Raw genomic sequence first — 13,200 nt, forward strand, 5'->3', positions numbered from 1 at the left:
GGCCGTTTCAGCTGCTATTTTTGCGGTACAGGCGGCGGGGATGACCAATTTTGCCGTACAGCATCTGCACGTCGAGGAAATGATTCTCCAGGCTGTGCTCCAGATAGCGGCGGGCGGTCGTCTTGCTCAGCCCCGTTCGGGCGACGACTTCATCGACTGAAAACAGCGTGTCCGGATCGTCATGAAAGATCTGCTGGATCAAATTCAGCGTATTTTCCTCAATGCCTTTTACTGTTGAACCTGTCGGCGCGGCGCTCGACTGCAGCTGATACAGCACGTCGACGTTCTGCTGGTCGACGATTTTGTAAGTGTATTGCGCCTTAACGAACTGGATAAATCGCTCGAGCGATGAGCGCAGTCGGGGGTAGGAAACGGGTTTGATGATGTAGTCGAACGCCCCGCAGCGAATTGCCTGCGCGCAGGTGTCCATGTCGCTCGCGGCCGTGATGAAAATGACCGAACAGTTCATTCCCTTCATAAGTTCGCTCTCGATCAACGAGATGCCTTCGCCGTCCGGCAGATAGTTATCCAGCAGCATTAATCGAGGGCGATGCTGCTGAAGCAGTCGCCGCGCTTCCTGCAGCGTAGACGCGATACCGACGATGCGTAGGTTGAAATTCTTTTCAATAAACTCGGCATGAATGTCGGCCAGTCGTTTTTCATCTTCGACAATCAATATCTCGAAGTTTTCGACCGATTTGTCCGTCGACGACGTGGTTTTCTCAATTGACATGATGCTCTGTGTTCCTGTTGGTCTCTGTCTGGTGTATCTCGGTAAGATGCCGGGGAATAAATACGGAAAAAATGGTGCCCTGCGGCGGGTTGGCGGACACCTCAATCACACCTTGGGCCTGGTTGACATAATTGGCGACCAGATGAAGCCCCAGTCCATGATCGCCGGAGGTTTTGCTGGTGACGCCCATATCAAAAATACGGTCGGCGATCGCCGGGGAAATACCGGTGCCTTTGTCGGCAACTTCAATCACCAGCTCGCGCTCATTATCGTGAATATAAACTTCGATAGGTTCGTGCGGTCGCGGGCTGGCCAGTGTGGCTTCCATCGCGTTATCCAGCAGATTGCCGATGATCGACATCAACTCCGTCTCACGCAGCGCGGCCGGGATAACCTGCAGCTGGCAGCGAGGATCGAAAAGGATTTGCAGACCCTTCTCCCGCGCGTTGGCGTATTTTCCCAGCAGCAGTCCGCACAGGGCGGGGGCGCTGAAACGCGCGGAGATAAAGTCCAGCGTAGCCTGCGCACCCTGCGATTGCGCCTCGATGTAGCGAATGGCTTCATCGTAGCGCTCGAGATGCAGCAGCCCGGCCAGCGTCGCCGTCCAGTTAAGCTGTTCGTGGCGTAATATCCGCAGGCTGTTGGCGTAGCGTTTGACCTGGCTGAGCTGAAGGCTCAGCGTGTGAAGATCGTTTTTATCGCGAAAACTGATAACCCAGCCCTGTAGCTCGTCTTCCAACATGATACGTACGCGGCTGGCGATGACGGTGACGTGATTGAAACGGCAAATTTCGTCGTGGGTATCGCTGGTCCACATCTCATCGCTGGAAAAGAAGGGCACGGACTTGATGACTTCGTCTATCGGCCTGCCTCGGAGCGTCACGGCGGGATCGTTCAGTTCCAGCAGCGTTTTTGCCGAATGGTTGATGGCGGCGATGTGTGATTGTTTGTCGATGGCGATGACGCCTTCGTCGATGGATTCGAGCAACGCCTGCTGTTGGCGCACCAGCAGTTTGATCTCCTGCGGTTCCAGCCCGAACATCTGCTTTTTGAGGTTGTGTGAGAACCACCATGAAAACAGGAACAACGCAATGAAGATCGCCACTATTGCCAGCAGGACGTGGCTGACGTTACTCAGCGAGAGGCTGTCGATATGCGTTTTCAGGTAGCCGACGGAGACGATGCCGATAACCTCATTACCGTACATAATCGGCGCTTTGCTGCGCAGAGAAATCCCGGTTCCGCCGTGGCGTAGGGTGATCGTCGTCTTGCCGGCCAGCACCTCCGCGTTGTCGCCGCCGACCATCTGGCTGCCGACCAGCGATGCATCCGAGGAGTGAAACAGGTGCACGGCGCTGCGGTCGCCAATCACGATAAAGCTGGCGTCGCTGTTCTGTATTAATTTCTGTCCCAGTTGGTCAATCGCGGGAATATCGCGATGCTGCACGCTGGCGATCAGAGACGGGATCACGGCGATCTCTTTCGCCTGCACCTGCGCCCGGCCGCCCAGCTCATTGTAGAGGCGTTGAGATGTTGCGCGGTAATAATAAAGGCTGCCCATCGCTAATAGCAGGGAGAAAAAAATCATCAGATAAATGAAGAGTCTGAGATGAAAGGAAAGCCTAAATGCCATGTCGCGCTAACACCACTAAGTTTGTTTTTCTGAAAGTTCAATCTAGCATGAAAGAAGTGCAAGGGGATGAGCAGTCCCCATTCTTGTGAGCGCCGACAGATAAGTCGTACGCAGGATTAATACCCTCCGGCATATATGTAGACATTCATAGGCAAAGTAATTCGGCATAAAACATTTCAATTACTTTTTTATAACATACTCAGGGGATATTTCCGCCAGCGATATCGGGATGAAAATTAACGGCATATTTATGAAAATTGTTTAATAATGTTAACGTTTTAAGTGATTGTTTTTTATCACATTAATCATTAAAACTTTAAAAACCATAAGTGCCATTAAAACTCATTTTTCAATTTGAAGGTTATCACACAATAATGGATTTTGACCTCCTAATATGGCTGGTAAAATAATGTAAGGGGGATAGGGCATGAGTACGACAGATGATTCATATATCGTTGTAAAGGATAAGACCTCTGTGAAGCGTTCGCTGAAAGAAAAATGGTGGTACGTACTGGACACATACAAAGTCGGTATTATTCCTCTGCCGCTATTTCTTCTTATCGGTCTATTAATCGCGCTCGACTGTCTGGATGGCAAACTCCCCAGCGATATTGTTGTGATGGTCGCGACGCTGGCATTTTTCGGGTTTGCCTGCGGGGAATTCGGCAAGCGTTTGCCGATTATCGGTAAAATGGGCGCCGCCGCCATTTGCGCTACCTTTATCCCCTCGGCGCTGGTGTATTATGGGCTGCTGCCAAAGGTCGTGGTTGACTCCACTACGCTGTTTTATAAGTCCACCAACATCCTTTACCTCTATATCTGCTGCATTATCGTGGGCAGCATCATGAGCATGAATCGGGACACCTTAATCCAAGGTTTTATCAGGATTTTCTTTCCCATGCTATGTGGCGAAATTGCCGGCATGTTGGTCGGCGTTGGCGTCGGACTCGCGATGGGTATGGACCCTTTCCAGGTGTTCTTCTTTTTGGTGCTGCCTATCATGGCGGGCGGCGTCGGCGAAGGGGCGATACCGCTTTCCATCGGCTATGCGACGCTGCTGCATATGGATCAGGGCGTGGCGCTGGGAAGAATACTGCCGATCGTCATGCTTGGCGGGTTGACCGCCATCATGCTGGCGGGGATGCTTAACCAGCTCGGCAAGCGTTATCCGCACCTGACCGGTGAGGGTGAGCTGATGCCGGGCAAATCTAACGACAACAAGAAAACCCCGGCGCTGTCGGCTGAACTCAGCGGTAAAATCGATGTGACCGCGCTGGCCTCCGGGGCGCTGTTGGCCATCATGCTCTATATGGTGGGCATGCTGGGCCACAAATACATTGGTTTGCCTGCGCCGGTTGGCATGCTGTTTGCGGCAGTTTTAGTGAAGCTAGCGCATGGCGTTTCGCCGCGGATTCTGGAAGGATCGCAGGTGGTGTACAAATTTTTCCAGACGTCAGTGACCTATCCCATCCTGTTTGCTGTCGGCGTCGCAATTACGCCGTGGGAAGAGTTGGTGCATGCTTTCACTATCACCAACCTGATCGTTATCGTTTCCACCGTGGTGACGCTGGTTGCGACGGGATTTTTCGTCGGTAAAAAAATCGGGATGTACCCCATAGATGTTGCGATTGTCTCTTGCTGCCAAAGTGGACAAGGTGGTACAGGAGATGTCGCTATCCTGACCTCCGGCAATCGCATGGTACTGATGCCTTTCGCGCAGATTGCGACCCGCATCGGCGGTGCCATCAATGTTTCCGTGGCTTTATTGGTCCTCGGTAACTTTCTGATTTAAGTCAGTACGACAGTAAAGCAAAGAAGCATAAGTAATTTTTAATACGGGAATCATTATGAAACTTGCAAGCTACCGCCATAACGGAAAAGACAGCTACGGCATCTACACACCGGCTGGCTTTATTGACCTGCGCAGCAGACTGGGTCAACGTTATCCGGATTTGAAAGCATTACTGGCGGGAGACGGCTTGGCTGCAGCGAAAGCCTTTGTCGATGAAACGCCTGATGTGGCGGAGTCCGATGTCACGTTCTTACCGGTCATTGTTAACCCAGGGAAGATCCTGTGCGTCGGTATGAATTACGCGGCGAAACGCATAGAGTTTGATCAGGCCGATCCGGCGCCGACGCTGTTCGTGCGCTTTGCCGACTCTCAGACCGGGCACATGACCGATGTGCTGAAACCTCAGTTCTCGGATGAGTTCGACTATGAGGGGGAGCTGGCGGTAGTCATTGGTCGCCGGGGGCAGAACATCGCTCGCGAAGACGCGCTATCGTTCGTCGCGGGATACAGCTGCTATATGGACGGTTCCGTACGCGACTGGCAGCACAGCTGGTTTACCGCTGGCAAAAACTGGCCGAAGACCGGCGCGTTCGGTCCTTACCTGACGACGAGCGATGAGATCCCCGATCCGCAGGTGCTGGATATCCACACTTACCTCAACGGCAGTCAGGTGCAGGAAGATAATACCAGCAACATGGTGCACAAGGTGCCGGAGCTGATCGAGTACATCAGCACCTTTACCTCGCTGGCGCCGGGCGATGTCATCATCACGGGCTCTCCGGGCGGCGTGGGTAAAAAGCGCCATCCGCCGCTGTTTATGCGCTCCGGCGATCGCATTGAAGTCGACATCGAACACCTCGGCAGACTGAGCAACACCATCGCTGAGGCCAAAAGCCGCATCGATGATGTACAGCCCTCGTCAGCCACGATAACCCATTAATTTCGGTCCCCGTTCGCTCGGGGATATTTTTATCAGCCATTATGTTGAATAGCCGTCAGAAGCAGGATTACCGTTATGTATGACGATGAGTCTTTCTTTATTACCACACTTGATGTCAAAGACCCTGCCGAGGAGCTGGAAGAGATCCACCAGTTTCTGACACGTTGTCAGTTGGGCATGGACAATGACGTAAACACCTTTGTGGTAGGGAGGCACTGCGGTCATCTGGTGGCCTGCGCGGGACTGGCGTCGAACACCATTAAATGCGTGGCGGTGGATCCCGAGTTCAGAGACCTGAATCTGGGGGTGCGGATGGTCAATGAAGTGGTTCAGCTGGCTTCCGATCGCGGTACGTTCCATCTATTTCTCTACACTAAACCCGACAATATCGCCATTTTTCGCGGCTGCGGCTTTTACCCTATCGCCAGCTACGACGAGACGGCGGTGCTGATGGAAAATACGCCCATCGGCATCAAACAATATTGTCAGAAGCTGTCCGCGTTGCGGCAGCCCGGCGATCGTATCGGCTCTATTGTGATGAACGCCAACCCTTTCACGTTGGGTCACCGCTATCTGGCTGAGCAGGCCGCCAGCGCCAGCGACTGGCTGCACATCTTCGTCGTGCGCGAAGACGTCTCTTTCTTTCCGTACAGCGAGCGGCTGGAGATGGTGCAGAAAGGGGTTGAACACATCCCCAATCTGACGGTGCATCCCGGCTCGGACTACATGATTTCCAAGGCCACCTTTCCCGGCTATTTCCTGAAGGAAGAGAAGCTGATCACTCAGGCCCATGCGGCCATCGACCTGATTATTTTCCGCAAATATATCGCCCCCGCGCTCGGTATCAACCAGCGTTTCGTCGGGACAGAACCCTTCTGTCCGGTGACGTATCAATACAATCAGGATATGCACTACTGGCTGGAGCAGGACGGCATAGTGAAGGCGCCTGCGCTCAAGGTGATCGAAATCGAGCGCACCTGCGAACACTCAGGCCGGGCCATCTCCGCCTCGGAAGTCCGAAAACTCTTGAAGCTGCGCCAGCTCGATCCTATTCGGGACATGGTGCCGCCGACCACATTGCAGCATTTACAGCGTTACTGCGAGCCTCAGTACGCGTAATTCACTTTTCATGTATCAGGCAGGAAATTAAAGATGAAGATTGTCAAGGAAGCCTTGGCGGGCACCTTTGAGTCCAGCGATTTGCTGGTCAAGGTCGCCCCTGCTGAAGGTCAGTTAACCGTCGTGATCAACAGTGAAGTCATCAAGCAGTTCGGCGATCAAATCAAAAAAGTCGTCGATGAAACCCTACAGTCGCTGGGCGTAGAGGACGGCACCATTATCGTGGAAGACAAGGGCGCGCTGGACTGCGTGATCCGGGCTCGCGTACAGAGCGCCATCCTGCGCGGGGCTGATGCCCAGCAGGTCGAATGGGAGAAACTCTAATGTCAACATTACGCCGCAGTATGCTATTTCTCCCCGGCTCCAGCGCCGCCATGCTCTCCAACGCATTCATCTATAAACCCGACTCCATCATGTTCGACCTGGAAGATGCCGTGTCTTTGCGAGAAAAAGACACCGCGCGTCTGCTGGTGTTCCACGCATTGCAACACCCGATGTATCAGGACATTGAAACCGTCGTGCGCATCAACCAGCTGAGCACCCCGTTCGGGCTGCTGGATCTGGAAGCGGCGGTTCGCGGAGGCGCGGATGTGATTCGTTTGCCGAAAACCGACTCCACCGACGATGTCGACGAGCTGGAACAACATCTGGTGCGCATTGAGAAAGCGTGTGGTCGCGAAGTCGGATCGACGCGCATCATGGCGGCGATTGAATCCGCGGTCGGCGTCATCAACGCCGTGTCCATTGCTCGCTCCTCCAAGCGCATGATCGGTATCGCGCTCGCGGCTTTCGACTATGTGATGGATATGCAGACGGAGCGCGGTGACGGCACCGAGCTGTTCTATGCCCGCTGCGCCGTGTTGCATGCCGCGCGTGCCGCCGGTATCGACGCGTTCGACGTAGTGTATTCCAACGTCAACGACGAAGAGGGCTTCCTGCGGGAGGTCGAACTGATCCGCAAACTGGGCTTCAACGGAAAATCGCTGATTAACCCGCGTCAGATTGAATTGCTGCACAACGCCTACGCGCCGACACAGGATGAGGTGGACTACGCCCAACTGGTGATCAAGACGGCGGAAGAAGGTGAGCGCGCCGGACTGGGCGTGATCTCGCTGAACGGCAAGATGATTGACGCGCCGATTATCGACCATGCCCGCCGGGTGGTGGAACGCGCCCAGGCATCCGGTGTGCGTAAGTGAACGTCGGCCTTTTTTCAGCAATGACAGGATTGGATCATGAGCAACATTATTGAAGCGCTGCGTCAGCAGTTTCCGGATAAAAGCGAGTTACAGCCGTTCGTCGACGCCAACCACAACACGCCGTGGCTGAACGATCTGACTCAGAAGCACGAGCGCAAGCTGTGTGCCGATTTACAAGACGCCATCGTCAAAAGCGGTCTGAAAGACGGGATGACCATCTCCTTCCATCACCATTTCCGTGAAGGGGATAAGGTGATCAACAAGGTGATAGACACGCTGGCGGACATGGGATTCAAAGACCTGACGCTGGCCTCCAGCTCGTTGATGAGTTGCAACGCGCCGTTGGTCAAACACATCCGCAACGGGGTGATTCGCCAGATTTACACTTCGGGCATGCGCGGCAAGCTGGCCGACGCCGTTTCCCACGGATTGATGAAAGAGCCGGTGCAGATCCACTCGCACGGCGGCCGGGTGCATTTGCTGCAAAGCGGCGAACTGAAGATAGACGTCGCCTTTCTGGGCGTTCCGTGCAGCGATGAGTTCGGCAATGCCAACGGCACGGACGGCAAGTCCCGCTGCGGCTCGCTGGGCTATGCGATGGTGGATGCGGAGTTCGCTCGTCACGTTGTCCTGCTGACAGAAAGTCTGGTGCCGTTTCCCAATATGCCCGCCAGCATCGTGCAGGATCAGGTGGACTACATCGTGCAGGTCGACGAAGTCGGCGATCCGGCGAAGATCAGCGTCGGCGCGGCACGCGTGACCAGTAACCCGCGTGAGTTGCTTATCGCGCGCTCCGCCGCCGATGTGATTGAGCATTCCGGTTATTTCAAACCCGGCTTCTCCATTCAGACCGGCTCCGGCGCGGCTTCCACCGCCTGCACCCGCTTCCTTGAAGATCGGATGCAGAAGCAGAATATCGTGGCGCGTTTCGCCCTCGGCGGCATCACCGGCAGCATCGTCGACCTGCATGAAAAAGGGTTAATCGAGAAACTGCTGGATACCCAATGCTTTGATGCCAACGCGGCCGCGTCGCTGGCGACTAATCCTAACCACGTGGAAATCTCGACCAACGTCTACGCGAACCCGACCTCCAAGGCGGCGTGCTGCGATCAGTTGGACGTGGTGATCCTCAGCGCGCTGGAAATCGATCTGGACTTCAACGTCAACGTTATCACCGGCTCCGACGGCGTGATGCGTGGAGCTTCCGGCGGACACTGCGATGTGGCGACGGCGGCTAACCTGACGGTGATTGTGGCGCCGTTGATTCGCAGTCGTATTCCGACCGTGGTTCGTCACGTCACCACCTGTGTGACGCCGGGCGAAAGCATCGACGTCCTGGTGACCGATCATGGGATTGCCGTCAATCCGGCGCGTCCAGAAGTGGCCGAGCAACTGACGGCCGCCGGGCTGACCGTCATGTCGATCGAAGCGCTGTACGAACGCGCTGTGGCGCTGGTAGGCGAGCCGAAACCGATCGCGTTTCACGACCGCATCGTCGGGGTGATCCGCTATCGCGACGGTAGCGTCATCGACGTCGTACGTCAGGTGAAAGAGGACGATGAATAACGTGACGGCGCTGTCGCCCGAAACGGTTTCGCTGGAACACCTGCTGGAGGCGAAAGAACGACGTGCCGCTCGCCAGCAGGCGCTGCTGGCGCGGCACCACGCCCCATTGGTGTCGCTGACGCTGGTGACGCCGGGGCCGGTCAAGGACTCGCCGCTGTATCGCCGCGCGATGGAAGAGGCCGTGGCGGCGTTCGACGCGTTGAGCCGCGAACAAGGCTGGCAGGTAGCGGAACATCAGCTGCACTGGCCGGTGACGGGCGCGGAAGGATTCTGGGCGGTGGACGGCGATGCGTTGGCGATTAAACGCGCTACCGTGTCACTTGAAGACTCGCATCCGCTGGGGCGGCTGTGGGACTTCGACGTTTTCTGCCCGCAGTCCGGCGCGCTCAATCGCGCTCGTCTGGAACGTGCCGGTCGCCGCTGTCTTTTGTGCGACGAGCCCGCGCATGCCTGCGCGCGTTCGCGGCGGCATCCGTTGCCCGACGTCATTGCCCGGATTGAGGAGAGGCTGAATGCCTATTTCTCCTCACGCTGACGAATGTCTGGCTCAGACTGCCGTGTCCTCTGGCGCTTGCGCGGCGCTGCCTTTGCCGGATATTGACCGGCGGGTGGTGCAGGCGCTGACGGTAGAGGTCATGCTGACGCCAAAACCGGGTCTGGTGGACCGGGCTAACAACGGCGCGCATCACGACATGGACGTTCCGTTGTTTCAGAAAAGCATCGCAGCGATGACGCCGTGGTTTCGCCGTTTTACCGACGTCGGCTATGCCCACGCGGAGGCGTCGCCTAAGCAATTGCTGGCGCAGGTTCGGCCCGTCGGTATCGCCTGTGAGCAGGCCATGCTCGCGGCGACGCGAGGGGTCAACACGCACAAAGGCGGCATCTTCGCCTGCGGGCTGCTGTGCAGCGCTGCGGGCTGGCTGGCGGCGAACGGGGTGGCGTTGACGCAGCGGAGCTTATGTCAAACGGTGGCGGACATGTGTCGCGATCTGGTGCGTGATGAGCTGTCTCAATCTCGTCGCTCTGCGACGGCCGGAGAGCAGTTGTTTCAGCGCCATGGCCTGACCGGTGCGCGGGGAGAAGCCGCCAGCGGCTTTGAAACCGTGACTCGTTGGGCATTGCCCGCCTATCGACAGGCGCTGCGCAAGCACGATCAGGAAACGGCATTGCTGCATACGCTGGTGGTGCTGATGGCGCATAACCCCGACACCAACGTCGTGTCTCGCGGCGGGCTGGAAGGGCTGGCGTTCGTTCAGGGCTATGCGGCCGATCTGCTGGAACAGGGCGTGACCCACCCACGTTTACAGGCGATGGACCGCGCGTTAACCGAACGCCATCTCAGCCCCGGCGGCACGGCCGATCTTCTGGCGCTGACCTGGTTATTGCATCATTATCCCGCCGAATAAATTTTTTAATAAATCCCAATAATGTCAATCCAGCGTAAAGTTGGAGACACAAATGACGATATCTTACCTATAACTCTAAGCTGTGACCGATCGGGACTGATCTGTCAGCGGTAATGATTTAACTTTGGGATGGACAAAATGGACGAAACCAAAAAAGAACAATTTCTGAAGAGAAACAAACTGGCGATCTGCGCGACGCTACGCGAGCTGCATAAAAATAATACGGCTCTAATGGTGAATCACTCTCGGGGTCATTTCATCAGCAATATTCTGGATGTCCAGCCGGACAATAATACCTTTATCTTCGATCTCGGCGGCACCACGCATGGAAGTGATGTCTTTGACGCAGAGCTGAACTTTGTCGCTGAACCGGCAGGGGCGAAGGTGGAGTTCAAGGCGAATGTGGTGTCGAAAATCGATTATCAGGCTTCCCGGCTTTTTGCGCCGAAATTCCGGCGGATCTCTACCGTATCCAGCGCCGCAGCTACTTCCGCATTAACTCCCCCGCGTGGCCGCCGATGCTCTGCCGCGGTAATCTGCCGGATGACAGCCGTTTCCAATTTACGATCAAAGATCTTTCTCTCGGCGGCGTCTGTTTGCTGAGCGAACAGGAAGACGTCGCGGAACAACTGGGGCAGGGCGAGATTCTGGAAAACGTCACGCTGGAACTCGGCACCTATGGCGAGTTCAGCATCGACGTGCAGTTCATCGGCCATGCGGTCAGCCGCCTTGTCGGCGCCAAAGGCGAAGTGAAAAAGGTGCAGCGACTCAGCTTCAAATTCCCGTGCCTGACGCCTGGACAGGAACGCAGCCTGCAGCAGGTGATTATGGCGCTCGAGCTGGAACAGCACGAAAAAAGAAAACGAGTGCTGTGATTTTTTGCTAGCGGCAGGCCATTTGCGCGACGTTCCCGGTGACTTAATTTAAATAACTCCCACAGTCTCGCAAAGTCTTGTCTCTCGCCCCCCTCTGCGGCAGAATACGCGCCCTGAAATAACCGACGTTAATAGCGTCGGTTATTTTTTTGAGACTTTTTTCTTAATGAAGGGGCCGGGCAACGTACCGGAACGATATCAGATTAGGCCTGCCGCGAAGGCAGAACAGAGGAATATGTGAAATGGGGCATTCTGTTGTAGCAGTACCGCTGCCCGCCGGTTTGCGCTGTGTAAGCAGCGACTACGGCGCCGCAGCGGCGTTGACTTTCTTCGATCGTGCGTCAGCGTCCGTTGACGGCGGCAACCTGTCTTCATCTACTTCAAATCACCACGTTTTTTATCGCCTTCCCGTGTCCAATAGATCCACGGCATCCATGAACCGTACGTCTATTGCCGGCAACGGAGGGATGCGTCATGTCGCATAATGCAGCGGTTTCCAGCCAACGAGTACAACTAAGAAAAACACTGACGCTCTGGCAAGTCGTGATGATGGGGCTCGCCTATTTGCAGCCCATGACAATTTTTGACACCTTCGGCATTGTTTCCGGCCTCACTGATGGCCACGTGGCGACCGCTTACGCCTTTGCCTTGACCGGCATTCTGTTCACGGCGGTGAGCTACGGAAAACTGGTGCGTCGATTCCCGTCCGCGGGCTCGGCCTACACTTATGCGCAGAAAGCGATTAGCCCACACATTGGTTTCATGGTGGGCTGGTCCTCATTGCTGGACTATCTGTTCATGCCGATGATCAACATTCTGCTCGCCAAAATTTATCTGGAAGCCATCTTCCCCGGCGTACCGTCCTGGATCTTTGTGGCGGCGTTGGTCGGACTGATGACGCTCTTCAACCTGCGCGGTATCAACATTGTCGCGAACCTCAACTCGGTGATTGTGGTGGTGCAGGTGGGGATTATGGTGGTCTTCCTGACGCTGGTGATCCAGGGCATTTCCGGCGGTGAGGGCGCGGGTACGCTGGTGAGCAGCAAACCGTTCTGGTCCGAGCACGCGCAGGTGGTGCCGATGATTACCGGGGCGACGATACTCTGCTTCTCCTTCCTCGGCTTCGACGGCATCAGCTCCCTGTCGGAAGAGACGCCGGACGCCGGACGCGTGATCCCGAAAGCGATTTTCCTGACGGCGCTGATCGGCGGAATTATCTTCATCGTGGTGTCCTACTTCCTGCAGCTGTTCTTCCCGGATATCTCTCGCTTCCACGAGCCGGACGCCTCTCAGCCGGAAATCATGCTCTACGTCGCGGGTAAACTGTTCCAGTCCATCGTGCTGGTCTTCTCCTGCGTCACGGTGCTGGCGTCGGGTATGGCGGCACATGCAGGCGTTTCCCGCTTGATGTATGTCATGGGACGCGACGGCGTTTTCCCTGAGCGTTTCTTCGGCTACATCCACCCCGAATGGCGGACGCCCGCGCTGAACGTTCTGCTGGTCGGCGTGATTGCTCTGTCGGCGGTGTGTTTTGACTTGGTGACGGCGACGGCGCTGATTAACTTCGGTGCGCTGGTGGCGTTTACCTTCGTCAACCTGTCCGTGATTTCTCAGTTCTACATCCGTGAAGGTCGCAACAAGACGCTGAAAGACCACATCAATTATCTGGTGCTGCCCGTCATGGGCGCGCTGGCGGTTGGCGCGCTGTGGCTGAATCTGGAAGAAACGTCGATGACGTTGGGACTGGTCTGGGCCGCGATTGGCCTGCTGTATCTGGCGGTGGTGACCCGTCGCTTCAGACAGCCGGTGCCGCAGTGCAGTGAAGACATCGTCTAACTCTACTACGTAAGTTTGACGTGAGAACGGCCGCCGAGGGAGTGATCCCCGGCGGCCGTTTTTTTATCGCCAAACGGTCGGAAGTATGGCCGCCCGGCACA

The 13,200-nt window shown here is 55.9% G+C and carries 14 protein-coding genes; 12 read left to right on the forward strand and 2 right to left on the reverse strand.

The window, feature by feature from the left end; translation table 11 throughout:
• Nucleotides 1–7: 7 nt before the first annotated feature.
• Together AU509_RS01740 and AU509_RS01745 are read right to left on the reverse strand one after the other, a co-directional pair.
• Entirely contained in the window at nucleotides 8–733 is a 726-nt protein-coding gene (locus AU509_RS01740; RefSeq protein ID WP_094117503.1) for a response regulator, read from the reverse strand.
• Nucleotides 723–2,366: an ATP-binding protein gene (locus AU509_RS01745; RefSeq protein WP_094117504.1), complete on the reverse strand. Its 1,644-nt coding sequence runs from the start codon at nucleotides 2,364–2,366 to the stop codon at nucleotides 723–725. The genes AU509_RS01740 and AU509_RS01745 overlap by 11 nt, the downstream gene beginning before the upstream one ends.
• A gap of 427 nt (nucleotides 2,367–2,793) precedes the next feature.
• Between AU509_RS01745 and AU509_RS01750 the strand changes: the two genes are divergently transcribed.
• The 12 genes from AU509_RS01750 (at nucleotide 2,794) to AU509_RS01795 (ending at nucleotide 13,099) form a co-directional block, all read left to right on the forward strand.
• Entirely contained in the window at nucleotides 2,794–4,158 is a 1,365-nt protein-coding gene (locus tag AU509_RS01750; protein ID WP_085651647.1) for a 2-hydroxycarboxylate transporter family protein, read from the forward strand.
• Between the two features lie 55 nt (nucleotides 4,159–4,213).
• Nucleotides 4,214–5,098, forward strand: a complete 885-nt coding sequence (locus tag AU509_RS01755; RefSeq protein WP_094117505.1) for a fumarylacetoacetate hydrolase family protein — start codon at nucleotides 4,214–4,216, stop codon at nucleotides 5,096–5,098.
• Between the two features lie 75 nt (nucleotides 5,099–5,173).
• Complete coding sequence (gene citC, locus AU509_RS01760; protein ID WP_094117506.1) at nucleotides 5,174–6,217, forward strand: [citrate (pro-3S)-lyase] ligase; 1,044 nt, start codon at nucleotides 5,174–5,176, stop codon at nucleotides 6,215–6,217.
• 33 nt (nucleotides 6,218–6,250) lie between these two features.
• Nucleotides 6,251–6,541 carry a citrate lyase acyl carrier protein gene (gene citD, locus AU509_RS01765; protein ID WP_085651650.1) on the forward strand — a complete coding sequence of 97 codons (291 nt, stop codon included), beginning with the start codon at nucleotides 6,251–6,253 and terminating at the stop codon, nucleotides 6,539–6,541.
• Nucleotides 6,541–7,416 carry a citrate (pro-3S)-lyase subunit beta gene (gene citE / locus AU509_RS01770; protein ID WP_026743477.1) on the forward strand — a complete coding sequence of 292 codons (876 nt, stop codon included), beginning with the start codon at nucleotides 6,541–6,543 and terminating at the stop codon, nucleotides 7,414–7,416. The genes citD and citE overlap by 1 nt, the downstream gene beginning before the upstream one ends.
• 36 nt (nucleotides 7,417–7,452) lie before the next feature.
• Nucleotides 7,453–8,982: a citrate lyase subunit alpha gene (gene citF / locus AU509_RS01775; protein WP_085651651.1), complete on the forward strand. Its 1,530-nt coding sequence runs from the start codon at nucleotides 7,453–7,455 to the stop codon at nucleotides 8,980–8,982.
• Entirely contained in the window at nucleotides 8,975–9,517 is a 543-nt protein-coding gene (citX, locus tag AU509_RS01780) for a citrate lyase holo-[acyl-carrier protein] synthase (protein WP_085651652.1), read from the forward strand. Before citF ends, citX begins: the two co-directional genes overlap by 8 nt.
• The gene (citG, locus tag AU509_RS01785) at nucleotides 9,495–10,388 is read left to right on the forward strand and encodes a triphosphoribosyl-dephospho-CoA synthase CitG (protein WP_094117507.1); all 894 of its coding nucleotides are present in this window, start codon (nucleotides 9,495–9,497) and stop codon (nucleotides 10,386–10,388) included. The genes citX and citG overlap by 23 nt, the downstream gene beginning before the upstream one ends.
• Nucleotides 10,389–10,526: 138 nt before the next feature.
• A complete protein-coding gene (locus tag AU509_RS18925) occupies nucleotides 10,527–10,991 on the forward strand; it encodes a flagellar regulator YcgR PilZN domain-containing protein (RefSeq protein ID WP_322788414.1) in 465 nt (154 codons plus the stop codon).
• Nucleotides 10,907–11,263: a PilZ domain-containing protein gene (locus tag AU509_RS18930; RefSeq protein WP_322788415.1), complete on the forward strand. Its 357-nt coding sequence runs from the start codon at nucleotides 10,907–10,909 to the stop codon at nucleotides 11,261–11,263. The genes AU509_RS18925 and AU509_RS18930 overlap by 85 nt, the downstream gene beginning before the upstream one ends.
• A 242-nt stretch (nucleotides 11,264–11,505) precedes the next feature.
• Nucleotides 11,506–11,748: a hypothetical protein gene (locus AU509_RS17890; protein ID WP_139824004.1), complete on the forward strand. Its 243-nt coding sequence runs from the start codon at nucleotides 11,506–11,508 to the stop codon at nucleotides 11,746–11,748.
• Nucleotides 11,738–13,099 (forward strand): APC family permease, encoded by a 1,362-nt coding sequence (locus AU509_RS01795; protein ID WP_094117508.1) that lies wholly within the window; start codon nucleotides 11,738–11,740, stop codon nucleotides 13,097–13,099. Before AU509_RS17890 ends, AU509_RS01795 begins: the two co-directional genes overlap by 11 nt.
• Nucleotides 13,100–13,200 lie beyond the last annotated feature (101 nt).

It is taken from the genome of Lonsdalea britannica (genome assembly GCF_002111595.1).
In the GTDB taxonomy this organism is placed as follows: domain Bacteria; phylum Pseudomonadota; class Gammaproteobacteria; order Enterobacterales; family Enterobacteriaceae; genus Lonsdalea; species Lonsdalea britannica.

Coding starts and splice junctions, on each gene's coding strand:
- AU509_RS01740 (WP_094117503.1), bottom strand. CDS start 733: ATGTCAATTGAGAAAACCACGTCGTCGACGGACAAATCGGTCGAAAAC.
- AU509_RS01745 (WP_094117504.1), bottom strand. CDS start 2,366: ATGGCATTTAGGCTTTCCTTTCATCTCAGACTCTTCATTTATCTGATG.
- AU509_RS01750 (WP_085651647.1), top strand. CDS start 2,794: ATGAGTACGACAGATGATTCATATATCGTTGTAAAGGATAAGACCTCT.
- AU509_RS01755 (WP_094117505.1), top strand. CDS start 4,214: ATGAAACTTGCAAGCTACCGCCATAACGGAAAAGACAGCTACGGCATC.
- citC (WP_094117506.1), top strand. CDS start 5,174: ATGTATGACGATGAGTCTTTCTTTATTACCACACTTGATGTCAAAGAC.
- citD (WP_085651650.1), top strand. CDS start 6,251: ATGAAGATTGTCAAGGAAGCCTTGGCGGGCACCTTTGAGTCCAGCGAT.
- citE (WP_026743477.1), top strand. CDS start 6,541: ATGTCAACATTACGCCGCAGTATGCTATTTCTCCCCGGCTCCAGCGCC.
- citF (WP_085651651.1), top strand. CDS start 7,453: ATGAGCAACATTATTGAAGCGCTGCGTCAGCAGTTTCCGGATAAAAGC.
- citX (WP_085651652.1), top strand. CDS start 8,975: ATGAATAACGTGACGGCGCTGTCGCCCGAAACGGTTTCGCTGGAACAC.
- citG (WP_094117507.1), top strand. CDS start 9,495: ATGCCTATTTCTCCTCACGCTGACGAATGTCTGGCTCAGACTGCCGTG.
- AU509_RS18925 (WP_322788414.1), top strand. CDS start 10,527: ATGGACGAAACCAAAAAAGAACAATTTCTGAAGAGAAACAAACTGGCG.
- AU509_RS18930 (WP_322788415.1), top strand. CDS start 10,907: ATGCTCTGCCGCGGTAATCTGCCGGATGACAGCCGTTTCCAATTTACG.
- AU509_RS17890 (WP_139824004.1), top strand. CDS start 11,506: ATGGGGCATTCTGTTGTAGCAGTACCGCTGCCCGCCGGTTTGCGCTGT.
- AU509_RS01795 (WP_094117508.1), top strand. CDS start 11,738: ATGTCGCATAATGCAGCGGTTTCCAGCCAACGAGTACAACTAAGAAAA.